Source organism: Pseudomonas chaetocerotis, assembly GCF_015712105.2.
Taxonomy (GTDB): Bacteria; Pseudomonadota; Gammaproteobacteria; order Pseudomonadales; family Pseudomonadaceae; genus Aquipseudomonas; species Aquipseudomonas chaetocerotis.
The window spans coordinates 18,361-42,164 of sequence record NZ_JACFYX020000001.1; the positions used below are offsets into that span (position 1 = coordinate 18,361).

20 protein-coding genes are annotated in these 23,804 nt (G+C 64.8%); 8 read left to right on the forward strand and 12 right to left on the reverse strand.

Features of this window, described 5'->3' with window-relative positions; all coding sequences use genetic code 11:
* Positions 1-18 precede the first annotated feature (18 nt).
* Positions 19-903 (reverse strand): LysR family transcriptional regulator, encoded by an 885-nt coding sequence (locus tag H3221_RS00100; RefSeq protein WP_196477113.1) that lies wholly within the window; start codon positions 901-903, stop codon positions 19-21.
* Positions 904-1,022: 119 nt separating this feature from the next.
* Between H3221_RS00100 and H3221_RS00105 the strand changes: the two genes are divergently transcribed.
* The 4 genes from H3221_RS00105 (at position 1,023) to H3221_RS00120 (ending at position 5,453) form a co-directional block, all read left to right on the forward strand.
* Positions 1,023-1,721 (forward strand): CoA transferase subunit A, encoded by a 699-nt coding sequence (locus H3221_RS00105; protein ID WP_074939111.1) that lies wholly within the window; start codon positions 1,023-1,025, stop codon positions 1,719-1,721.
* A 12-nt stretch (positions 1,722-1,733) separates the two neighbouring features.
* Positions 1,734-2,390 (forward strand): CoA transferase subunit B, encoded by a 657-nt coding sequence (locus H3221_RS00110; protein ID WP_160018439.1) that lies wholly within the window; start codon positions 1,734-1,736, stop codon positions 2,388-2,390.
* 130 nt (positions 2,391-2,520) lie between these two features.
* A complete protein-coding gene (locus tag H3221_RS00115; RefSeq protein ID WP_196477114.1) occupies positions 2,521-3,699 on the forward strand; it encodes an acetyl-CoA C-acetyltransferase in 1,179 nt (392 codons plus the stop codon).
* Positions 3,700-4,109: 410 nt separating this feature from the next.
* A complete protein-coding gene (locus tag H3221_RS00120) occupies positions 4,110-5,453 on the forward strand; it encodes a short-chain fatty acid transporter (protein ID WP_196477115.1) in 1,344 nt (447 codons plus the stop codon).
* Positions 5,454-5,687: 234 nt separating this feature from the next.
* Here H3221_RS00120 and H3221_RS00125 read toward each other — a convergent pair whose 3' ends face one another.
* From H3221_RS00125 to H3221_RS00135, 3 genes are all read right to left on the reverse strand, one after another.
* Positions 5,688-8,294, reverse strand: coding sequence for a LuxR C-terminal-related transcriptional regulator (locus tag H3221_RS00125; RefSeq protein ID WP_196476938.1), 2,607 nt, complete (start codon positions 8,292-8,294; stop codon positions 5,688-5,690).
* A 170-nt stretch (positions 8,295-8,464) separates the two neighbouring features.
* Positions 8,465-9,832, reverse strand: coding sequence for a DUF1329 domain-containing protein (locus H3221_RS00130; protein WP_224490443.1), 1,368 nt, complete (start codon positions 9,830-9,832; stop codon positions 8,465-8,467).
* 27 nt (positions 9,833-9,859) lie between these two features.
* Positions 9,860-11,653 carry a DUF1302 domain-containing protein gene (locus tag H3221_RS00135; protein WP_196476940.1) on the reverse strand — a complete coding sequence of 598 codons (1,794 nt, stop codon included), beginning with the start codon at positions 11,651-11,653 and terminating at the stop codon, positions 9,860-9,862.
* A gap of 240 nt (positions 11,654-11,893) precedes the next feature.
* Between H3221_RS00135 and H3221_RS00140 the strand changes: the two genes are divergently transcribed.
* A complete protein-coding gene (locus tag H3221_RS00140) occupies positions 11,894-12,178 on the forward strand; it encodes a hypothetical protein (RefSeq protein WP_196476941.1) in 285 nt (94 codons plus the stop codon).
* A gap of 6 nt (positions 12,179-12,184) precedes the next feature.
* Here the strand turns inward: H3221_RS00140 and H3221_RS00145 are convergent, their stop codons facing one another.
* The 6 genes from H3221_RS00145 to H3221_RS00170 all read right to left on the reverse strand — a co-directional run bounded on the left by H3221_RS00145 (position 12,185) and on the right by H3221_RS00170 (position 17,404).
* Positions 12,185-13,339: a phospholipase D-like domain-containing protein gene (locus H3221_RS00145; protein ID WP_196476942.1), complete on the reverse strand. Its 1,155-nt coding sequence runs from the start codon at positions 13,337-13,339 to the stop codon at positions 12,185-12,187.
* Between the two features lie 2 nt (positions 13,340-13,341).
* Entirely contained in the window at positions 13,342-13,914 is a 573-nt protein-coding gene (locus H3221_RS00150) for a YceI family protein (protein ID WP_196476943.1), read from the reverse strand.
* 204 nt (positions 13,915-14,118) lie between these two features.
* Complete coding sequence (locus tag H3221_RS00155) at positions 14,119-14,439, reverse strand: amidase (protein ID WP_196476944.1); 321 nt, start codon at positions 14,437-14,439, stop codon at positions 14,119-14,121.
* The gene (locus H3221_RS00160; RefSeq protein WP_196476945.1) at positions 14,436-15,554 is read right to left on the reverse strand and encodes a serine hydrolase domain-containing protein; all 1,119 of its coding nucleotides are present in this window, start codon (positions 15,552-15,554) and stop codon (positions 14,436-14,438) included. Before H3221_RS00160 ends, H3221_RS00155 begins: the two co-directional genes overlap by 4 nt.
* Positions 15,555-15,661: 107 nt before the next feature.
* Positions 15,662-16,447 (reverse strand): oxygen-binding di-iron domain-containing protein, encoded by a 786-nt coding sequence (locus H3221_RS00165; RefSeq protein ID WP_192979864.1) that lies wholly within the window; start codon positions 16,445-16,447, stop codon positions 15,662-15,664.
* A 66-nt stretch (positions 16,448-16,513) separates the two neighbouring features.
* Complete coding sequence (locus H3221_RS00170) at positions 16,514-17,404, reverse strand: acyl-CoA dehydrogenase family protein (RefSeq protein ID WP_196476946.1); 891 nt, start codon at positions 17,402-17,404, stop codon at positions 16,514-16,516.
* Between the two features lie 292 nt (positions 17,405-17,696).
* Between H3221_RS00170 and olsB the strand changes: the two genes are divergently transcribed.
* Together olsB and H3221_RS00180 are read left to right on the forward strand one after the other, a co-directional pair.
* Positions 17,697-18,428, forward strand: coding sequence for an L-ornithine N(alpha)-acyltransferase (gene olsB, locus H3221_RS00175; protein WP_196476947.1), 732 nt, complete (start codon positions 17,697-17,699; stop codon positions 18,426-18,428).
* 68 nt (positions 18,429-18,496) lie between these two features.
* Complete coding sequence (locus H3221_RS00180) at positions 18,497-19,273, forward strand: lysophospholipid acyltransferase family protein (protein ID WP_196476948.1); 777 nt, start codon at positions 18,497-18,499, stop codon at positions 19,271-19,273.
* 6 nt (positions 19,274-19,279) lie between these two features.
* Here the strand turns inward: H3221_RS00180 and H3221_RS00185 are convergent, their stop codons facing one another.
* Entirely contained in the window at positions 19,280-20,128 is an 849-nt protein-coding gene (locus H3221_RS00185) for a universal stress protein (protein WP_196476949.1), read from the reverse strand.
* A gap of 175 nt (positions 20,129-20,303) precedes the next feature.
* On the opposite strand from H3221_RS00185, the gene H3221_RS00190 reads away from it, so the two are divergent.
* The gene (locus H3221_RS00190; protein WP_196476950.1) at positions 20,304-23,021 is read left to right on the forward strand and encodes a cation-transporting P-type ATPase; all 2,718 of its coding nucleotides are present in this window, start codon (positions 20,304-20,306) and stop codon (positions 23,019-23,021) included.
* A 92-nt stretch (positions 23,022-23,113) separates the two neighbouring features.
* On the opposite strand, the gene H3221_RS00195 is transcribed toward H3221_RS00190, so the two are convergent.
* Complete coding sequence (locus H3221_RS00195; RefSeq protein ID WP_196476951.1) at positions 23,114-23,698, reverse strand: acyl carrier protein phosphodiesterase; 585 nt, start codon at positions 23,696-23,698, stop codon at positions 23,114-23,116.
* Positions 23,699-23,804: the final 106 nt, after the last annotated feature.

The following is a 23,804-nucleotide window of genomic DNA, read 5'->3' on the forward strand; positions in this document are numbered from 1 at the left end:
TGGCGGGTTTCACCCGCCCTACCGCCCGGTCTGGCGCAGCAGCACCTCACTCAGCGCCTGCGCCGCGCTGGACAGCTGATGCCCGGCCTGGTGCAGCAAGCCCACCCTACGCGACACCTGCGGCTCGCTCAGCGGCAAACAACGAGCACCCAGCTCTTCCATCTGCTGCACGCAAAGCTGCGGCACGGCGCTGACGCCGAGGCCTTCGGCGACCATACGTCCGACCGTGACCAACTGATGACTCTCGAACGCCACCGGCAGCTTGCCGTGGCTGGAAATCACGCTGTCTTCCAGCAGCAGGCGCACCGCCGAAGGGCGTTGCAGGGTGATGAAGGGCTGCTCCAGCAACTGTGCCCAGGTCAGCGCCACCTGCCCGGCCAGCTCGCTGGCCGCCGGCACCACGGCCACGAAACGATCATCGTACAGCGGCGTGAACTGCAGACCGTCGAGGGTCGCCGGCTCGAAGGCGATGCCGAGCTCGACGCGGCCATCGCGCACCATCTCCATCACCTGTTCGTTGATCACGTCATGCACCGTCACGTTGACTCGTGGGTAGGCATCGCGAAACGCGCGCAGCGCCGCCGGTAGGCGGTTGCCGGCGAACGACGGCATGGCGGCCACTGCCACCTTGCCCATCTGCAGGGTGAAGTGCTGGTGCAATAGGTCCTCGGCGTTGTCCCAGTCCGCCAGCAGCCGCACGGCAATCGGCAACAACGTCTCGCCCTCTGGCGTCAGCGCCACACTGCGGGTGGTGCGCACCAGCAACTGGCCACCGAGCGATTGCTCCAGAGTCTTGATCGCCAGGCTCAATGCCGGCTGCGACAGGTGCAGGCGCTCGCAGGCCTGGGCGAAGCTCAGGCTCTGTGCCACGGCGAGAAAGGCGCGTAGCTGCTTGACAGTCATTGATTTATTTACCTGATCAATCAAGAGGAAAAACAAACTTAACAAATAAGCTCGCAGCACTGAAGCTTGGCCACAGCCTGGCAGTGCTCCTGCCCCACAACAACAAGAGGCAGCCTCGAATGAGCGGACTCGACAAACGCGTCGGCAGCTATGCAGAAGCCCTGGACGGCCTGCAGGACGGCATGACCGTACTGGCCGGCGGCTTCGGCCTGTGCGGCATCCCCGAGAACCTGATTGCAGAGATCCGCCGCCGTGGTGTGCGCGATCTGACCGTGGTATCCAACAACTGCGGGGTCGATGGTTTCGGTCTCGGTGTGCTGCTGGAAGACCGGCAGATCCGCAAGATGGTCGCCTCCTACGTCGGCGAGAACGCCCTGTTCGAGCAGCAACTGCTCTCTGGCGAGCTGGAAGTCGAACTCACCCCGCAAGGCACCTTGGCCGAGAAGTTGCGCGCCGGCGGCGCCGGTATCCCCGCTTTCTTCACCGCCACCGGCTACGGCACGCCGGTCGCCGAGGGCAAGGAAGCACGCGAGATCAACGGCCGCCACTACATCCTCGAACCGGCCATCACCGGCGATTTTGCCATCGTCAAGGGCTGGAAGGCCGACCACTTCGGCAACGTGGTCTACCGCCACACCGCGCAGAACTTCAACCCGGTGGTCGCCACTGCCGGGCGCATCACCGTGGTCGAAGTGGAGGAGATCGTCGAACCCGGTGAGCTCGACCCGACGCAGATTCACACGCCCGGTATCTACGTCGACCGGTTGATCTGCGGCAGCTTCGAGAAACGCATCGAAAAACGCACGCTGCGCGCCTGAGGAGATACCAGCATGGCTCTTACCCGTGAACAAATGGCTCAGCGCGTCGCCCGTGAATTGCAGGACGGCTTCTACGTCAACCTCGGTATCGGCATCCCGACCCTGGTGGCCAACTACGTGCCCGAGGGCATGCAGGTGATGCTGCAGTCGGAGAACGGTCTGCTCGGCATGGGCGCCTTCCCCACTGAAGACGAAGTGGACGCCGACATGATCAACGCCGGCAAGCAGACCGTCACCGCGATCAAGGGCGCAGCGATCTTCGACTCGGCCCAGTCCTTCGCCATGATCCGTGGCGGCCATGTCGACCTGACCGTGCTCGGCGCTTTCGAAGTGGACGTACGCGGCAACATCGCCTCGTGGATGATCCCCGGCAAGCTGGTCAAGGGCATGGGTGGCGCCATGGACCTGGTGGCCGGCGCCGACAACATCATCGTCACCATGACCCACGCCTCCAAGGACGGCGAATCCAAGCTGCTGGAGCACTGCAGCCTGCCGCTGACCGGCTGCGGCTGCATCCGCAAGGTGCTGACCGACCTGGCCTACCTGGAAATCGAGAACGACGCCTTCATCCTGCGCGAACGCGCGCCGGGGGTGAGCATCGAGGAAATCGTCGCCAAGACCGCCGGTAAACTGATCGTCCCCGAACACGTGCCGGAAATGAGCTTCTAAGTTGTCTACCGTTCTGTAGGCGCCACCACGCACGGCGCCTACGGAACGTTTTTTAGCGATGTCCTACACACTGTAGGAGCGGATTGATCCGCGAGGCTTTTTCCGCCCTACCGCGCCAAGAGGATTCCCCATGCAAGACGTCGTCATCGTAGCCGCCACCCGCACCGCCATCGGCAGCTTCCAGGGCAGCCTGGCCGATATTCCTGCGCCGGAGCTCGGCGCCATCGTCATCAAGCGCCTGCTGGAACAGACCGGCCTCGACGCCGCCCAGGTCGATGAAGTGATCCTCGGCCAGGTACTTACCGCAGGCTCCGGCCAGAACCCCGCACGCCAGGCGGCCATCCGCGCCGGCCTGCCCCATGCCGTGCCAGCCATGACCCTTAACAAGGTCTGCGGCTCGGGCCTGAAAGCCCTGCACCTGGCCGCCCAGGCCATCCGCTGTGGCGATGCCCAGGTCATCATCGCTGGCGGCATGGAGAACATGAGCCTGTCGCCCTATGTGCTGTCCAAAGCCCGCACCGGCCTGCGCATGGGTCACGCGCAGATGCTCGACAGCATGATCGTCGACGGTCTGTGGGACGCCTTCAACGACTACCACATGGGTATCACCGCCGAGAATCTGGTGGAGAAATACGGCATCAGCCGTGAAGCCCAGGACGCCTTCGCCGCCGCATCGCAACAGAAGGCCGTGGCGGCTATCGAAGCTGGGCGTTTCGATACCGAGATCACTCCAGTGCTGATCCCGCAACGCAAGGGCGACCCCGTCGCCTTCGCCCGTGACGAGCAGCCGCGTGCCGGCACCACCGCCGAGTCGCTGGCCAAGCTCAAACCTGCCTTCAAGAAGGACGGCAGCGTCACCGCCGGCAATGCCTCCAGCCTCAACGACGGCGCCGCAGCGGTGCTGCTGATGAGTGCGGCCAGGGCGCAGTCGCTCGGCCTGCCCGTGCTGGCGAAGATCGCTGGCTACGCCAACGCCGGTGTCGACCCGGCGATCATGGGCATCGCCCCGGTGTCCGCCACACGCCGTTGTCTGGACAAGGCAGGCTGGAGCCTGGCCGACCTGGACCTGATCGAGGCCAACGAAGCCTTCGCTGCCCAGGCGCTGTCGGTCGGCCAGGAACTGGGCTGGGATGCCGACAAGGTCAACGTCAACGGCGGCGCGATCGCCCTCGGCCACCCGATCGGCGCCTCGGGCTGCCGCGTGTTGGTGAGCCTGCTGCACGAGATGATCCGCCGTGATGCCAGGAAAGGCCTGGCCACCCTGTGCATCGGCGGCGGCCAGGGTGTGGCGCTGGCCATCGAGCGCTGACCCCTAAGGTGGATCGCGCTTCATCGATCCACCGCTTTGGTGGATGTAAGAAGCGACATCCACCCTACAGGCCAGCTTGAGAAACCAGAGCACCGTAGCCCGGATGCAATCCGGGGAAACCTGACATGGACCTCCCGGATTGCATCCGGGCTACACCAACCAGCTCGGCCTCGGCCGAGCTTTGTCATATCCACTGCAAACCGCAGGCATAGCCAACCCTGAATGCCTGGTAAAGCCCCAGAACATGTTCAAAGCCTCGCGAGCTAGAGGCATGCAAGGCAAAAACAGGCGAAGAAGCGGAGTTTACGAGTTGTAAATGAGCATTCTGAGCCTGTTTTTAACGCTGCAGGCCCGACGCGCAGCAGGCTTTGAACAGGTTCTTACACAACCATAAGAAAGAGGCGTCATCCATGTTCAACACCCTCACCCGCATGAGCGTGAGCCTGGTACAGAAGTACCTGCCCTCACCGTTCGTTTTCTCCGCCTTGCTCACGCTCGGCGTGCTGCTCGCTGGTATCTTCTCCACCGGCCAATCGCTACCGGCCATGGTGCAACACTGGAGCGGTGGTTTCTGGACGCTGCTCGGCTTCGCCATGCAGATGGCACTGATCTTCGTCACTGGCCACGCTCTGGCCAGCGCTCCGATCATCAACCGCCAACTTGATCACCTGGCCGGCCTGGCACGGACACCCGGCCAAGCGATCATCATGGTCACCCTGGTGGCGCTGGTCGGCTGCTGGGTCAACTGGGGCTTCGGTCTGGTGATCGGCGCGGTGTTCGCCCGCGCCCTGGCGCGTAAGGTCGATGGCGTCGACTACCCGCTGCTGGTGGCCTCGGCCTACTCCGGCTTCCTGGTCTGGCACGGCGGCCTGGCCGGCTCGATTCCGCTGTCCATGGCCACCGGCGGCCCGGACCTGGCACGTATCACTGCAGGCGTGCTGACCGATCCGGTGAGCATCACCGAGACCCTGTTCAGCCCGTTGAACCTGACCATCGTGGCTCTGCTGTTCATCGGCCTGCCGCTGCTCAACCGCGCCATGCACCCGCGTCAGGGCGCCAAGGTCGCCGATGCCGCCAAGCTGGTGGAATCGCGTGCAGAGCTGCCGGCTCGTGAAACCCCGGCACAGCGCCTGGACGACAGCCGCATCCTCGGTCTGGCACTGGTGGCCATGGCGGGCATCTTCCTGTTCAACCACTTCGCCACCAAGGGCTTCGTGCTCGGACTGGACGTGGTCATCGCCATCTTCCTGTTCAGCGGTTTGCTGATGCACGGCACCCCAGAGCGCTACATGCGCGCGGTGGACGAGAGCGTGCGCGGCATTGGCGGCATCGTCCTGCTGTTCCCCTTCTACGCAGGAATCATGGGCATGATGATGGGCGCCAACGCCGACGGCATCTCCCTTGGCCGGCAGATCACCGAAGCGTTCATCTCCTGGTCCTCGGCTGACACCTTCCCGCTGCTGGCCTTCCTCAGCGCTGGTGTGGTCAACGTCTTCGTACCGTCCGGTGGCGGCCAGTGGGCCGTGCAAGGCCCGATCATGCTGCCGGCTGCTCAGGCACTGGGCGTCTCGCCGACCGTTACCGCAATGGCGATTGCCTGGGGCGACGCCTGGACCAACATGATCCAGCCGTTCTGGGCACTGCCGCTGCTCGGCATCGTCGGCCTGGGCGCACGCGACATCATGGGCTACTGCCTGATCATGCTGCTGTACTCGGGCGTGGTGATCTGCGGCGCGTTCTACTTCCTCGGCTGACCAGGCAGCTAGGCCTTGCAGGGTGGGCTGAAGCGGATCGCCGCCCGGCCCAACCCAGGTGGGCTAAAGCCCACCCTACGAGCTGACCTGCACCATTATCAGGCAGCCAACGCCCTGGGGTGAGCTTCAATCTGTAGGGTGGGCCGGGCGGCGATCCGCTTCAGCCCACCAGCGGCGGCCCACAGAGCTCGCCTCCTGAAAGAGCGGGCATTGCCCCAGGCGTACATCGCCCGCTCAATCCCCCATCAGCCCCTGCGCCTTGGCCATGGCCACCGCCTGGGTGCGTCGCTGCACGCCAAGCTTGACGTTGATCCGCCGCGCATGGGTCTTGACCGTGTGCAGCGAGATGAACAGGCGATCGGCGATTTCCTGATTGGAGCACCCCTGCGCGATCAGCTGCAGCACCGCCAGCTCCCGCGAGCTGAGCAGCGCAGTACCGGCACTGGCCGGCTCATCCAGGCGCGGTGCCGGCTCGAACAGACGCTGGTGCAGGCTCTGCCCAGCCTCACTCGGCAACAGGCGCTCCAGCCACTGCGCCTGACGCTGTTGCAGTTCCTGCAACGGCCTCAGCAGACGCAGCTGTCGCGCTTCGCCAAGCGCCTGCTGCAGCAGGCCATCGGCCTGCTCCTGCTGCCCCTGCATGAGCAGCGCTTCGGCCAGGCTGAACCGACATTCGCAGGCCAGGCTGCGATGCCCGGCGAGCTGGCATTCATCCAGTAGCAGAAGCAGTGCATGCTCAGCGGCAGCGTGGTGGCCGAGCAGCAGGTCGCTCAGCGCCAGGTAACGACGCAAGCGCGGCAACAGATCGTAGAACTCCGAGGGCGCCAGTTGTTGACGCTGCTGCAACTGCTGCAGGTTCTGGGCGAACAGCTCGCGTGCGCGCCCGGTCTGCCCCTGACGCAGCAGCAGTCGCCCTGCCTGCAACTGCAGCACACAGCGGTAACGCACTTCAGGGACATGCGACCACTGCATCACCCGCTCGGCCCGCTGCAACCACTGATGTGCCTCGTCGAGATCGCCACGGCTTTCCGCCAGCTCCAGCATGCCGAGATAGCCGGAAATGATGTAGGCATCCTCGCAGTGCTCGGCTTCCTGCAGCCCCAGACGATACGCCTGCTGCGCCGCCTCATCGAGGCCCTGGCGGGCCAGCAGGCTGGCCCGTACCAACAGCAGGCGAGCGACCACCGGGCTATGGTTGAAGCGTTCGCGAAGCAGCGCCAGGGACTGCTCGGCGAGTTCAGCGGCGCGCCCGGCCTCACCACGCATCTGCAGCAGCAGGCAGTGATCGGTATTGAGCAAAGCCTCGAAAATCAGACTGCCATTAAGCCGTGCCAGACGCAGGCCCTGATCCAGCGCCTGCTTGGCCTGGTCCAACGCATGTTCGGCCATATGCTGCTGGGCCAGCGCCTGGTAACAGAGCACGCGCTGCGACCAGCTGCCCTCGTCCAGCATCTGCAGGGCCTGCTCGCAGTGCAACCGGGCATCGCGGCGCCCGCACTGACGTGCCAATACACCCGTCAATGCCTGCCAATGGGCGATCAGTTTGCGCTGACGGCGCTCATCCGGTTGCGGCATGAAATGCGCCAGCCCCTGGATGCAGTCAGCCGCTTCATCAAAACGCGCACAGATAACCAGCGCCCAGGCCTGCAGCACGATCAATCGTGGCGAACTGGCAAACAGCCAGGCCGGCAGCTCTTCGCGCCATTGCAGGAACTGGGCGACCGAGTGCCCCTGCAGCAATTGCTCCTGGCTGAAGCGCTGCAGGTAGTTGACCGCGACCTCTACCTGCCCCGCCAGCAGGGCGTGTTCGACGGCCTCGCGAATATCACCGTGCTGAGCGAACCACTGACAGGCACGCACATGGATGGAGGCCGGCACCGGCGCGCCCGGCAGGCGACGCAGTACCTCGGCCAGCGGTTGCCACAGACGGAACCAGATACCGCTGCTGTCGAGACTGCGCACGAATAGCTGGCGCCGTTGCAGTTCGCCCAGCAGCTCACTGCCACGGCCCTCCAGCAGATGCTCGCAGAGCGGCAGGGAAAAACGCGGCAGCAAGGCCAGTGCATGCAGATCGCTGCGCAGCTCCTCGTCCAGATCGGCCAGCACCTCATGCTGCACGTAGTCGCGCAGCACCGGGCAGCCCTCCTGCAAACGCTGGCGCAGCGCATCCTCGTCGGCATCGAGTAACAGCAGACGGATCGCCGCCAACCAGCCTTCGCTGCGCTCGAGCAGGGCCTGCCGGACGTCATCAGCCAGGCTCACTTGCAACGCCGTCAGCAGCTCGGTCAGCGCCGCGTCATCCAGCGCCAGCTCCTCACCCTGAAGCTCCAGCAGATCGCCCTGCAGCAATAGACGTGGCAGGTTCCAGGCCGGTATGCGACGACTGGCGACCCACCATGAGACCTGCTGCGGCGCCGCAGCGAACAACCGGTCGAAGCAGGCATCGAGCTCATCGTCAGCCTGTCGCGGGTAGTCGTCGATAAAGATCCACAAACGCCCCGCATGCTCATGCAACCGATCGATCAGCCCCGCTTCGCCGGTATCGTCGAACGGCAACTGCATGGCTGCGGCCAGTCGCCTGCACAGCTGCTGCGTTGTCAGGCTGCGCCCTCCGAGATCGAGCCATACGCGCTCGACGGCGGCGGGTGTGTGACGCGCGCATTGACCGAGCAGCACGCTCTTGCCAGAACCGGCAGGCGCGCACAGCAAACGCAGGCGCGACTCGCTGGCGAGCAGACGCTGCAGCAGGGCTGGGCGGGCAACCACACACGGCGGCAAACGCGGTAGATCGGCAGGTTGCACCTGCAGCGCACTCGGACGGGCGATGGCGAGGGTAGGCATGGCAGCGGTTCTCTCTGCTTGTCATTGTTGAACCACCCGGCGATGGTACCCCGCTCAACGCGCGCGACCACCCCTTGGCGCTTATGGCGTGAGATTCACGTGAGAGAGGCACGCAGAAAAAAGCCGGTGGCGCACAGGGCGACACCGGCTTGCTTCGGGCTGCTACCAGGTCAGCGCACGCCGGCGTTACGCAGCGCGGCCGGGGTGAAGTCCTTGGCCGATGCCTGGGTGCCGTACTGCACCGAGGTTTTCTCCTCGTTGGCCATGCCGATGGCAATGTATCGCCCGGCGATGATGTCGTACAGCGCCTCGAACGCGTAGACCGGCACCTTCTGCGCATACTGCTGCATCAACATCGCCTCGCCGACACGCCAGAGCTGGCCGCGGCCGTCATAGTGCTCGGACAGGGCGATCTGCCAGGAGTCTTCGTCCACGTAGAAGCGACGCTTGGCGTAGATGTTGCGCTCGCCCGCCTTGAGCGTCGCCTCCACTTCCCACACCCGGTGCAGCTCGTAGCGGATCAGGTCCTGATTGACGTGGCCGGCCTTGAGGATGTCCTCATACTTCACCTCCGGCGTGGCCACGCGGTAGTTGTTGTAGGGGATGAACAGCTCGCGCTTGCCCACCAGTTTCCAGTCGTAACGATCCGGTGCGCCGTTGAACATGTCGAAGTTATCCGAGGTACGCAGGCCATCTGCGGCAGTACCCGGACCGTCATACGCCACCTGCGGCGCACGGCGTACGCGACGCTGGCCGGCGTTGTACAGCCAGGCCATGCGCGGCTCGGCCACCTGATCGAGCGAGTCGTGCACCAGCAGCACGTTGCCGGCCAGGCGCGAAGGTGCAGTGACCCGTTGCTTGAAGAACAACAGAGCATTTTCCGCCTTGCCTGGATCGACATCGGGGATGTTCTCCGGGAAGGCCACTTCATCCTCGAAGTGCACCAGGGTATAGGCGCCGTTGGTCTGCGGCGAGGCCTGCACGATGCTGCGCTTGAGGTTACCGCCGCGATAACGGGTGATGTGGTTCCATACCACCTCCAGGCCGTTCTGCGGAATCGGGAAGGCGTAATAGCGGCTATCGGTGAAACCGGTCAAACCGTTGCCGCCATCACGCAGACCGGTCTTCAGCGCGCTGGTCCTGGCTGCGGCGTTGATCGCGTCCGGCACCGCTGTGCTGCGGTGCGTCGGGTACACCGGCATGCGATAGCTGTCCGGGTAGCGCGCGAACATCGCCAGTTGCCCAGCCGACAACTGATCGCGGTACTGCTCCAGGTTCTGTGCGGTGATGGTGAACAATGGCTGCTCGCCAGCGAAGGGGTCACTGAGAAAACCGCGCGCATCGACCTGCCCGGCATCGCTGGCCATGCCGCCCGTCCAGGCGGGGATAGTGCCGGCGGCGTTGCCGGCCATCTCACCACCCAACGGGGTCAGACTGGCGCCGAGCTTGGCCGCTTCCTGCTCGCTGACTGCAGCCAGCACACCGCTGGCCAGCAGGCTCAGGGAGAGTGCGCCGAGCATCTTCAGGGTTGTATTCATCTGCATTCCTCAACTGATCCTGATGGCCTAGAAGCTCACGCCGAAGCTGAGCGCCAGGAAGTCGCGGTCGACCGCGACGTTGTAATCACCGCCGAAGAAGTCGGTGTACGACAGGCTGGCGGTGTAGGTATTGCGGTAGTCGGCGTCTATACCGATGCTCACGGCCTTGGAACCCTCATTGAACAGGCCGTTGGGGCCGTAGCCGTCGACGTCATGCGACCAGGAGATGTTCGGCTTGAGGTTCACCCCGGCGAACACGTTGCTGTACTCCCAGATGCCACGCACGCGGTAGCCCCAGGAGGTGCTGGTGACGAAGCCGTGGGTGTCGCCACGGAAGCCATAGGCACCGAACAACGAATCGCGGCCGTAGCGCAGGTCTTCACGGCTCTCCAGGCCACCGACGTGGGCCATGCCGATCTCGCCCACCAGGGTGAAGCGCCCGGCGCCCATTACCTGATCGAAGAAATGGGTGAAGGTGGTCTGCACCTGGGTGACTTCCTTGCGCCGGTAACCGACGTTGTCCTCGCCAGGCCCGGCCGCGACCGGTGCAGTGCCTGGGGCGATGGGGTTGAGCAGGCTCAGGGTCATGTCGGTGGTGTTGATCTGCAGCGGCAGGTTCGGCCGGTAGCTGACCTCACCCGCCCAGGCCGTGCCGGTGGGCAGTGTGGTGGAGAAGCTCATGCCGTAGAGGCGAATATCCTCCGGGTACTCGAGGTAGTAGCGACCATTGCCGAGCATCACGCTCTGCGCCAGTCCCGCGCCGCTGCCCGGTACGATGCCATTGGCGGTGCCAATGATCCCCGGCAGCGCTGCCAGGGTCGCCAGGCCGGCGTTCTGCGTGCTGACGATGGGCGTGCGGCTGTGGTAGTTCATGAAGTACGCGCCGTACTCGGTCTCGTCTCCCAGCCAGCGCAGGGCCAGGCCCCACTGGCCGCTGTCGCGCGCATCGCGGTCACCGGCACGCGGCAGAATCACCCCTTCGCTGTCGACGCGGAAGCCCTGACCGAACGCTGCTGCAACCGGCTGCAACGGCGCAATGGCTGGCGAGCCGATGTGATAGCCATTGTCACAGCCATCGGCGGCCACATCGGCGGTGGAGAAGAAGGTCCCGCAGTTGTCGATGATGGTCTGGTCCCACTCCAGTTGGTAGAAGGCTTCCATGCTCAACTGATCGGTCAGGCTCTGCGACAGGTAGAGCATGTTCACCGGAATCAGACCTTCCTTGATCTCCGCGCCCGGGCGGCGGAAGGCGGCCACGTCGATAGGGTTGATGGCGTTGATGCTGTTGCCGATGAAGGTGCTCTCACCCCAGCTCACCACCTGCTTGCCGATCCGCACCGTGCCCGGCAGATCGCCAACGGCGTAGTTGTGGTAGAGGAATGCATCGAGAATTTCCGCCCCCGAAGACTGGGCGCCCTCCTTGCGATTGCTGTCGTCGATGTCCTTGAACAGGCGGCTTTCGTCCTTGAGCTCGAAGTCGTACCAGTACTTGCCGCGCACGAACACGCCGGTATCGCGGTACTTCAGTTCGAGGTCGTGAATGCCCTTGAAGATCTTCGAGAAGGTCTCGCCCTTCTTGAAGTTCAGGCGTCCATCATCGCCAGTCTGCGCCTGGCCCTGGCCGCCGTTGTTGGGGCCGATCAGATCGCGATCCGGACTGCGCATCGACCAGCTGGCACCGACCGACAGCGAGCTGTCGAACTGCCCTTCGATCTCACCGATGTTGAAGTTGACGGCCTGCGCCGGTGCGACGAAACCGACGGCGACGGCCAAAGCCAAGGTGTGCGGCTGGAATAGTCCGGGCCCTGTTGTTCTTGTCATGCGGGTCTCCTGAAGTGGGGTGCAACTGCAGGGAACCCTACGCAGCGACCACATCCCGGATAAGCGCACCAAGGAGGGATTTCATCTGTCGCCCGAAAGGATGAGTGGCGCCCTGGCGCGGGCCGCAGGCCGCGACACTCAGCGTGCTGAATGACGGGGTATCAGAGAGGCGGGGAACTTTCCTGCGCGCCATGACCCAGGCATGCTGTGCAGCCGAGAACCACAGGCGCGACAACGATCATGGAGATACTGCTGAAACTTTGCGCCACTCTGGGCATTGGTATGGGCACCATCTTCGCCCTCCTGCCTGGCTCGTTCGGCCTGCTCAACTTTCGCAGCGAACACGGCAATACGTGGCGCAGTCATCTGGCTGCCTGCATCTGGTGGTTGCTGGTGCTGGCCCATCCGTTGGCGTTGTACCGGTTGTGGCTTGGCGACGAATACCACTTCCAGTGGTTGTTGCTGCCAATGGCTCTGCACCTGCTGTTCTTCAGCCTGTTCGGGCGCAACCTCAGCACTCGTTGACGCCATCTAACGCCAGCGATCGAGCACATTCACCGCCAACCGATCCAGCCAGCCCCACAGGCGCTGTTGCGCGCGACGCCACCAGGGGCGCTGGTGCCAATCGTCGAGAGTGATTTCACGGCTGACGCCGAAATCCTCGATGAAGCTGGCCGTCACTGCCCGGGTAAAATCCGGGTCCAGCGCCTCGACATTGGCGTCGAGATTGAAGCGCAGGTTCCAGTGGTCGAAGTTGCACGAGCCGACGCTGACCCAATCGTCCACCAGCACCATCTTCAGATGCAGAAAACGCGGCTGATACTCGAAAATGCGCACGCCAGCCCTGAGCAGTTTCGGGTAATAGCGCTGCCCGGCAAAACGCACCGGCGGGTGATCGGTGTTGCGCCCGGCCAACAGCAGGCGCACTTCCACCCCACGTGCGGCTGCGCGGCGCAGGGCACGGCGGATTTTCCAGGTCGGCAGGAAGTAAGGCGTGGCCAGCCAGACGTGCTGCTTGGCGCCCTTCAGCGCGCGCAACAGTGAGAGCAGAATGTCGCGATGCTGTGCCGCGTCGGCATAGGCGACACGCCCGAGACCAACCCCGGCCGGCGGACATTCGGGCAGGCTCAGCGGTATCGGCTGATGGCTCGGGCGCCACGAAAATCGTGCGCGCCAGAGTTGCTCGAACAGCTGTTGCCAGTCGCCCACCAGTGGTCCTTCGATCTCCACCATGACTTCGTGCCAGGGACTTCGAGGCTCGTCTGGCAACCAGAATTCATCGGTGGAGCCGGTGCCGCCAACGTAGGCCAGGCGCTGGTCCACCAGCAGCAACTTGCGGTGATCGCGGTGAAAATTGCGGATACCCCTCCGCAAGCGTACCGGGTTGTACCAGCGCAGCTGCACACCCGCGGCCTGCATGCGCTCACGCAACGCGATACTCAGACCTGCCGCACCGTAAGCATCGAACAGACCACGTACCCTCACCCCGCGCTCAGCCGCGCGGCACAGCGCGTCGACCAGACGCTCGCTGCAGCGGCCGTCTTCGATCAGATAGAGCTCGATTTCCAGCTGCTGCCGGGCACCCTCGATGGCAGCCAGCATGCGCGGGAAGAACACCGGACCGTCCAGCAGCAACTCGAAGCGATTGCCGCCGCGCCAGGGAAAGATGCTGCCGCGCGCATGCACGCTCAACGCGCCGTGAAGATCAGCACGGCACCCACCGGCACCGACAGACTGATAGCCGGCAGTTCGGCGATTTTACGCAGCGCCTCGATGCCACTGGCCAGAGCGAAATCTTCGGCGTGCAGCACCAGCGGCGCCAGGGTCACCACCTGGAAGCGGCGATCATCGAGGCGCGTGACCAGCAGTTCGCTGTCCAGTTCGCGCGTACGCTCGTTGAGGGTCAGTTGCAGGGGCAACCGCAACTCCAGCTGCGCGCCAGGTGCCAGGTCGGTCAATTGCGGCAGGTTGACCTGGGCCGTGATGCGCGCCTCGGGCAGACGCGAGGTGTCGAACAGCATGGCACGCAGGCGCTCGTCACGCAGCGGGATACCCGTGCTCAGCGAATCAAGATCCACGCGCAGGCGCGCGCGCCCATCGGCCGCGATCTGCCCGTGCAGGGTGAGAAAGCGATGCACCTCCGACTGGCTGCCGGAATGGGTGGAGATGAACGACAGCCGCGAAGATTCGTTGTCCAGATACCAGTCGGCGTGAACGGGCAAGGCAGCGGCAAGCAACAGGGTGAGAAGCGAACGGCGCATGAGAACTCGAAAAAGGCATGACCAGGCGGCAACGATAGTCGCCACGGCCCACCTTGCAAAGCCCGGCGCCTCTTCCGCCCCTAGCCCGGATGCAATCCGGGAGCGTCTCACCCACATGCCCCGGATTTCATCCGGGCTACGCACTTGGCTTCCCTCCCTCATTCATGGGGGCACGCCTAGTGGAGAGGCGTCCGGGGAGAGGCCCTACTCATTCGGCAGCAGCTGACAGCCCTGCCGCTCACCCAGCCAGACCGCGCTGTGAGTGCGGCCCAGACCGCTGGCGGTAACGCGCTTGGCGCTCGCGTCATCGAGCAGGCTGCTGATCGGTACGTACTGCTTCACATAGCCTTCGCAATAGGCCGCCGGGTTGCCACTGACGTACCGGCAGGAGCAGTACTCCTTGGCCGTGTAGGCACCGATGATGTCTGGGAACGCCGCCAAATGCGCGCGGTTCGGCCAGGCCCAGGCCAGCAGCATAATCACCAGCAGCGCCAACACGCAGAGAATCGGATGACGACGAATCATGGCTGCACCTCCGTGGCGAACGCCGCCTGCACACGTTTGAGCAGTTCATTGTGCTGGAAGCTGCCGTCGCGGTCATCGGCATAGCGCACCACCACCAGTTTTTCCTCGGGTAGCACGTACAGCCCCTGCCCCCAGTGCCCCAGGGCGGCGATGGTATCGGCCGGTGCATCCGGCCAGGGTCGCGCGCTGCCCGGCAGTTCGGCATTGAGCCACCAATGCCCGCCCGGGACGGCATCGCCCGGCTTGGCCAACTGCGGCTGATAGCTGGCAAAAGGCGTGGATACGAAATCGACCCAGGCAGCCGGGAGCAACTGGCGTTCGCCCCAGCGGCCGCCGCGCTGCATCAGCAGACCGACACGGGCCAGGTCGCGCGCAGTCATGTAGGCGTAGGAGGAAGCGATGAACGTGCCGCTGGCGTCGCGCTCCCACACTGCGCGGGTGATGCCCAGCGGCTCGAACAACGCCGTCCAGGGATAGTCGGCATAGGCCTGCTCGCCGACCATGCCACGCAACGCGGCCGCCAGCACGTTGCTGTCGCCGCTGGAATAACGAAAGCGCATCCCTGGCGCGGCGTCCGCGGCGTGCGCAGCGGTAAAGGCCGCCATGTCGCCACGGCCGCGAGTGTAGAGCATGGCCACTACTGAAGATTTCAGCGGCGCGTACTCGTAATCCTCTTCCCAGGCCAGACCCGAAGCCCAGTTGAGCAAGTGACCGATCTTGATCTGCGGATGCTCGGCCATCGCCGGGTAGTACTGCGCAGCAGGCGCGTCGAGCTTGAAACGCCCTTCGCCATAAGCCACACCCAAGGTGCTGGCCAGCAGACTCTTGGCCATCGACCAGGAGAGGTGCGCAGTCTGCACCGTGGTCGGTTCGGCATAGCGCTCGTAGACGATCTGCCCGTCGCGGATCACCAGCAGCGCATCGGAGCGCACGCCCGTGCGCTCGACGTCATCGCGTTCCGGGAAGGCGTACTGTTCGAGCTCGGCCAGCGCGGCGTTCTCGACGCGTGGCTGGCTCTGCCAGTCGGGTTGCGGCCAGTTTTCCGCCAGGGCGGTGCTGGCAGCCAGGCTGAAACCGAGCGCCAGGCTCAGTCGACGAAGCAAGGAGGTGGACATGGGCGGCCTCGATCAGAAATCGTGGCGCACCCTAGCATGGCCATGGTGACGGCTTGAAGCGACGAAACCGCCATCCCCCGCCTTCATTCGGGCAGCGCACCCTGCCGCTATCTGGGCAGTTGGTAATCCTCCGGCCCCATCAGGTCGAGACCGCATTCGAGGTTTTCGATCCAGTAGAGAAAGGCGCTGATCATTTCCGGGCCGACGAAGGGCCGACCGTGCTGCGGCACGATCATCGCCACATCCATCTGCCGCACCATCGCCGCCCACAAGCGACACGCCTTGTTGCCGGCCATGTAGCGGCGGTGGAAGCCTTCCATGTTCGGCACATGGTTGACGAAATCGCGCACCGGCGTGGCGTCATCGACCATCGAGGCGCCCATGTCACCGGAGAAGAGGATCTTGCTCACCGGGTCATACACCTGGAAGTTACCCACCGAGTGCAGGAAATGCGCCGGTACGGCCTTGAGCGAGCATTTGCCCAGTGGAATGCTCTGGCCGCGATCCGGCAACGCGATGATGCGATCAAAGGTGTTGATGCCACGGCTCAGGACCAGGTAATTGGCCGTCAGGTGCGGCAGGAAACGCGCCCACAGCTTGGAGCAGATCACCCGCGCACGGGTATGCAGCAGCCACTTGTCCAGCGAGGCGATGATGTCCGGGTCCTGGTGCGAAGCGAAGATGTAGGTAAGGTCCTGCACCGGGATGTGCTTGGACAGCTCCAGCGACAGCGGCGTGTAGGTCAGGTCACCGCCCGGATCGAGCAGCAGGTACTGCTCGTTGTCGGTGATCAGGAACTGATTGGATTGCACGCCTTCGCCGCTGACCAGGTCATCGAACATCAGGCATTGGTGGTTGCCGTTATCGAACAGCACGATGGGCTCGCGGCGCATGGAAACCTCGTATAAGAAACGCGAGGCAACCTTAGGCGCGCAAGCAACAATGGGTACTGATATGGATCAACGGGCGGCGACAATCCGCCGCGCGTTCTCCAGGCGCTTGCTGCGCGCCGCCTCGGCGATGCGCAGCAAGCCCTTGTCGCGCTGCCACAGCTCGGCCCATTGCGCGGGGCCAGAGGCAAAGGCCGCCTCCAGCTCGCCCGCCAAGGCCTGCTGCGTGACGAACAACCCGGCCAGCAACAGATGGGTAGTGGGCGCATCGGGCGCCTGTCGCGCGACCTCGGCACAGCCGGCCAGCAGCGCCTGCAGACGCAACAGCAGCGTTTCAGGCCAGCCACAATCGCGCCCCACACCCAATTGCCAGGCGACAACAGCGGTAAGTACGTGCACGTCTTCCAGGGTGCGGAAGGGTTTGACGTAGTCATCCCAGCCGTCGCCGGCCAGGCGCTCGCCGTGGGCCTGCTCCAGGTGCAGTCGCGCATGGCCGATATCCGGCATCAACGGCAGGGCCGGCAGCGGCTCGATACGTACACCTGGCGCGCCCTGGCGTACTACGCCCAGAGCCAGACGCGGCGCCTGCCCCTCGTCCTCCTCGCGCGCCGCCACCAGCAGCCAGTCGGCACAGTCGGCAGCGGTGACGAAATCCTTGCGCCCCGTGATCTGCAGGCCGTCGATACGTGTGTTCATGTCCGCCGGGCGGGTGCTGCGGTTCTCCGTCACGCACAGCGCACCGGCCGTCCAGGGCGCCGCCGGCCACAGCATGCGCAACGCCGCCTGATAGCCAGCGAGAAACGCCAACCCCGGCGTAGCCGCCAGCAGGCCGCCCAACAGCGCCAGCTCGAAGGGTTGCGGCGTGCCGCCCAAACGCGCCAGCAAGCGGGCATACCAGTCTTCCAGGCCCGCCTCGGCAGTCAGGCGTTCACCAGGCTGAAACAGACTCGACCAGGGCATCGTACAGGCTCCTCGCAGCAGCAGCCGGACACCTCTAAAAACTACCTGCGTTGCCATTGCTGCGTTAAAAACAGGCTCAAAATGCTCATTTACAGCTCGTAAACTCCGCTTTCTCGCCTGTTTTTGCCTTGCACTGGCTGCCTCGCCTACGTTTTTAAAAGTGTCCAACCGGGCCGCTGTCACATAAGCATAAGAAAAGCGTCACGGTGGTGACACTGCAGCTACCTAGCCTGAGCTTGCCCAACAAGATCGACCGGCTGCAAGCACTCAGCCGGCACACGGAGGATCTGGCATGACTCAAACCGCTCGCCGTCTGCAGGCCGAACGCCTGCAAGGCCCCGCCGCCCTGCGTGAAGCTCAGGCCTTGCGTTATCGCGTATTCAGCGCGGAATTCGATGCCAAGCTCAATGGCGCCGAACTGGGTCTGGATATGGACGACTACGACATCCACTGCAGCCATATCGGTGTACGTGACCTCAACAGCGGCGAACTGGTCGCCACCACTCGCCTGCTCGATCACCAGGCCGCCGCGGGCCTCGGTCGCTACTACAGCGAAGAGGAATTCGCCCTGCACGGCCTGGCCAAACTGGAAGGCCCGGTACTGGAAATCGGCCGTACCTGTGTCGATGTCGCTTACCGCAACGGCGCTACCATCGCCGTGCTCTGGGGCGAGCTGGCCGAGGTACTCAACGAAGGCGGCTACCGCTACCTGATGGGCTGCGCCAGCATCTCCATGCAGGACGGCGGCATCCAGGCCCAGGCCATCATGCAGCGCCTGCGCGAGCGCTACCTGTGCACCGAGCACTTGCGCGCCGAGCCCAAGCATCCGCTGCCGCAACTGGATGTGCCGAGCAACGTCATCGCCGAGATGCCGCCGCTGCTCAAGGCCTACATGCGCCTGGGGGCGAAGATCTGCGGCGAACCCTGCTGGGATCGCGACTTCCAGGTCGCCGACGTATTCATCCTGCTCAAGCGCGACGAGCTGTGCCCGCGCTATGCCCGGCACTTCAAGGCCGCAGTCTGACAGGAACACTTGCATCCCCTGCGCCGGCCCTGTAGACAGAGGCCGGCTTTTTTCATCTGGAGTCCTGCATGACCCGACTGCGCCTGGCCCTGCGTCTGCTACATCTGGCCCTGGTAATCGCCTTCGGCACCTTGCTGGCCAGCATCGTCAGCCTGTTCGAACGGGTGGTTCGGCATGACCTGATGCCGCTGCGCCAACGTCTGACCCGCTGGTTTCTGGCGCGCCTGAGCGACGCCCTGCCGTTTCGCGTACGGGTCGAGGGCGAGCTGCCGACGCAACCGATGCTGTGGGTCAGCAACCATGTGTCATGGACCGACATTCCGCTGCTGGGCGCCCTGCAGCCGCTGTCCTTCCTGTCCAAGGCGGAAGTGCGCGCCTGGCCGGTCGCCGGCTGGCTGGCACATAAGGCCGGCACGCTGTTCATCCGTCGCGGTGCGGGCGACAGCAGCCAGGTCGGCCAGCAGCTCACCCGCCATCTGCAGCAGGGCCATCATCTGCTGATATTCCCCGAAGGCACGACCACCGACGGCCTCGCGCTGCGCACTTTCCATGGGCGCCTGCTGAGCAGCGCCATCGACAGCGGCGTGGCCGTCCAACCGGTCGCCATCCGTTATCTGCGCGATGGTCAACCCTGCCCAGTGGCGCCCTTTGTCGGCGACGACGACATGCTTTCGCACCTGCTGCGCCTGCTTTCCAGCTCGGCCTGTGAAGTGGAGATCCGCCTGCTCGCGCCAATCCCCAGCGAATCACGTAGCCGCAACGAACTGGCCCGGCACAGCCAGGACATGATCGCCAGCGCCCTGCTGTTGAACGCAGCGGAGCAGGAGCAGGCCGAAGCGGCCTGAGCGCATTCAGTCAGCCGGCGGCACGATCAACGCGTCACTGTCGAGCGAGGACAGCAACCGACTGGCCACGCTGCCGAGGAAGAAGCGCGAAACGCCTTCACGGGCGTGAGTGCCCAGGACCAGCAGTTCCGCACCGGAGTGACGCAAGGCTTCGCCGATCACACCTTCGGGCGAGCCGATCTGCACCCGCAAACGCTCATCGCCCAGCTTCGCCCCGACTGCATCCAGACGCTCGACCAACTGCTGGCGCAGCAGCTCGCACTGGTTCTCCAGCACCTCGGCGCTGATGCCGGCTTCCATCATCGCGCCCGCCGCTACCGGCTCGACCGCACTGGCCACATGCACGTTGTCCAGATTCGCCAGACCCAACTCACACGCTCGGTTCAGCGCCTGTTGCGAGGTGCGCGACAGGTCCATCGCCAGCAGCGCATGACGATACTCGTGCGTCACCGGGCCATTGACCCGCAGCACCGGCAGATGGCTGCTGCGAACCACGCGTTCGAGCGTGGTGCCGACGAAGAAATCGCGCAGCGCCGACTTGCGATGCGCGCCCACCACCAGCAGATCGGCGCCCAGCCCCTGCGCGCTCTCGACGATCACCGCCGCAGCGTCGCCGGTGCCCACGATCACCCGCGGAACACTACCGGCCTGCTCGCCCAGGCGTTCGGCCTGCGCCTGCAAGAGCGTCTCGGCTTGCTGCACCTGACGCTGCACGTGCGCGGCCGGCGCATCGTCATCGATCACATGCACGAGGCTCCACTCGCCGCCGCCCTGGCGACGGATCAGTTGCACGGCCCGTTGTACCGCGTGCGCCGAACGCTCGGACAGGTCGGTCGCTACCAGAATCTTGATCATCTCGTTTCCTCCGTGGGTTAGCACCGCGTTACATTCAAGCGCCTGCAGACTCCGTACTCCTTGATGCAGGTCAGGCCCAACGCAGTAAAGCGGGCTAGGGTAATCAGGACGGCTCACTGTGCCACCAGATGGCGTTCGACAGGTGCAGCCCGGCCCAACGAAGGAGACGCGCCGCATGGGCAACGCCCCCTCACGACATAGTGACCACGCCTGGCACGGTTTGACTGCACAACAAGCGCTCGACACTCAACACAGCAGCACCAGCGGTCTCAGCCAGGAAGAAGCCAAACTGCGTCTGCAACGTCACGGCCTCAATTGTCTGCCACCACCCAAACGACGCGGACCTCTGCTGCGCCTGCTGTACCAGGTCCACAACGTGCTGTTGTACATGATGATGGCTGCAGCCCTGGTCACCGCCCTGCTCGGCCACTGGGTCGATACCGCAGTGATCCTCGCTGCGGTGCTGATCAACGTGGTGATCGGCTTCATCCAGGAAGGCAAGGCGGAGAATGCCCTCGACGCCATTCGTAACCTGCTGTCGCCGCACGCCCTGGTCATGCGTGACGGCGAGCGGCGCGAGATCGACGCCGATCAGCTGGTGCCAGGCGACATCGTCCTGCTCGCCTCCGGCGACAAGGTGCCGGCCGACCTGCGCCTGATCAGCGTGAAGAACCTGTTGGTAGAGGAGGCGGCGCTGACCGGCGAATCACTGCCGGTGGAAAAATCCCTGGCCCGCTGCCAGGCCGATGTAGCGCTGGGCGACCGCCGCTGCATGGCCTATTCCGGCACCCTGGTGGCCAGCGGTCAGGCCAGCGGCTTGGTGGTGGCCACTGGCGCGAGCACCGAGCTGGGTCGCATCGGCGCCATGCTGCAACAGGTGCAGGCGATGACCACGCCGCTGCTGCGGCAGATCGAGCAGTTCAGCCGCTGGCTGGCACTGGCCATCCTGATCTTCGCCCTGGCGACCTTCGCCCTCGGCACCTTCTGGCACGGCCAGGACCCGACCGAGATGTTCATGATGGTGGTGGCGCTGACCGCTGCAGCCATACCCGAAGGCCTGCCGGCGCTGATGACGGTTATTCTCGCCCTCGGCGTACAGCGCATGGCCGCGCGCAACGCCATCGTGCGGCGCCTGCCGGCCGTGGAAACCCTGGGTTCGGTGACGGTGATCTGCTCGGACAAGACCGGCACCCTGACGCGCAACGAAATGACTGTGCAGCGTCTGGTCAGCGCCAGCCGTGTGCTCGACGTCAGCGGCGTCGGCTATGCCCCGGCGGGTGCCTTCCATCTCGACGGTGCAGTGGTGGAACCGGATGCTGCACTGCTGGAAGTCGCCCGCGCCGCCACCCTGTGCAATGACGCCCAGTTGCAGCAAGACGCCGCAGGTAGCTGGCGCCTGCAGGGCGACCCAACCGAAGGGGCACTGCACACCCTGGCCCTCAAGGCCGGGCTGGATATCCCGACGCTGAACCTGCAACTGCCGCGTAGCGACAGCATCCCCTTCGAGTCCGAGCATCGCTTCATGGCCAGCCTGCACCATGATCATCAGGGCCATGGCGTGATCTACCTCAAGGGCGCGCCGGAGCGCCTGCTGGAAATGTGCAGCGACCAACGCGATGGCGACGGTAGCGTGCAGCCGCTGGACGCCGACTACTGGCGGCGCCAGGCCACCGATCTGGCTGCCCGTGGCCTGCGCCTGCTGGCCATCGCCAGCCGCGCGGCCTCCGCCTCCCAACGCAGCCTGAACTTCGCCGATGTGGAACAGGGCATGACCCTGCTGGCTCTGGTCGGCATCATCGACCCGCCACGCGAGGAAGCCATCGCCGCCGTCGCCGAATGTCAGCGCGCCGGCATCCGGGTCAAGATGATCACTGGCGATCACGCCGAAACCGCCCGCGCCATCGGCGCCCAGCTGGGTATCGGTATCGGCCTGCCGGCAATGACCGGCGCCGAGCTGGAGCTGCTCGACGAGCGCAGCCTGCGCGAGGTACTGCCTGGCGTCGAGGTGTTCGCTCGCGCCAGCCCGGAGCACAAGCTGCGCCTGGTACAGGCCATGCAGGCCAGCGGCGACGTGGTGGCGATGACCGGCGACGGCGTCAACGACGCGCCGGCCCTCAAGCGCGCCGACGTCGGCGTGGCCATGGGTGACAAGGGCACCGAAGCGGCCAAGGAAGCGGCCGAAGTGGTGCTCGCCGACGACAACTTCGCCACCATCGCCGGTGCCGTGCGCGAGGGCCGGGCGATCTACGACAACCTGAAGAAATTCATCCTCTTCGCCCTGCCCACCAACGGCGGCCAGGCGCTGATCGTGATCGCCGCCATCCTGTTCCAGCTGACCCTGCCTCTGACCCCGGCACAGGTGCTGTGGATCAACATGGTCACCTCGGTGACCCTGGGCCTGGCCCTGGCCTTCGAACCGGCCGAATCCGGGCTGATGGACCGCCCGCCTCGGGCGCCGAACGAGTCATTGCTGTCAGGTTTCTTCGTCTGGCGCGTGCTGCTGGTATCGCTGCTGATGGCCGGCGCTGGTATCGGCCTGTTCCTCTGGGAAATGCAGCGCGGCAACAGCCTGGAAAGCGCCCGCACCATCGCAGTGAATGCCGTGGTGATGTGCGAAGTGTTCTACCTGATCAACAGCCGGCGCATATTCGCCTCCGTGCTCAGCCTCGACGGCCTGTTCGGCAGCCGCGCGGTACTGCTGGCCATCGCCGCCTGCCTGGTACTGCAGGCGCTCTACACCTACGCGCCGCCGATGCAGGCTGTGTTTGCTTCAGTCGGCATGAGCCCGGATGAGTGGCTGCGGGTACTGCTGGCAGGCGTGGCGCTGTTCAGCGTGGCGGAACTGGAGAAATGGGTGGTGCGGCGCTTTGGCCTGCATGCCCAGGCGGCCTGAGCCTCTGTGAGAGGGGCTTGAGCGATGGTCGTCGTGGCTAAAGCCCCTGCGGATGCCGGGAACTCCCGTAGGGTGCGCCATGCGCACCGCCTCTATCCCGATGCGTTCAACTCAGCTTCGGCGAAGGCCATCAGCTCAGGATAGAAGGCGCGAAAATCCTCGCTCAGCGGCTCGTACAGCCGCTCCAACTCCGACAGGCTGCCATTGAGCAGTTGCGGTTTGGACAGACGCCGCTGCATGCCGGCAATCACCTGCTCCAGCACCGCGAACTCGCGGTAGCTGCCCAGCCAGTCCTGCGCCGCCATGCGCGGCGCCATCAGCGCCAGGCGCCCTGGCAGCTCGGCCTCGGCGGCCAGCACGCGATACACCTGACGGGTGAAATGATCCAGCGGCTGCGCCGCATACTCGGCCCAGTCGCGCGCCAGGCAATGGTCGAAGAACAGATCCAGCAGCATGCCGGCCGTGCGTCGCCGCTCGGCGGGAAAACGAGCACGCGCGCGCGCCTGCAGCGGGTGGCTGTCGGTAAAGGCGTCGATGCGCCGGTGCAGGCGGATGGCCGCTTCGATTTCTGCCGGCCAGCGTCCACTCAGCGGGCCTTTGACGAAATCGCCGTAGAGGCTGCCGAGCAACTGCGGCGGTGCGTCGCCACCAAGATGAAGATGGGCCAGGTAGTTCATCCCGCGAGCTTACCGCCCTGAGCAGGACAATCGAAGCCGTTGATGGAGACTATTGGAACAATCGATCTGTATATCGCCAAGAGACGATATAAGGTTCGCCCCATGA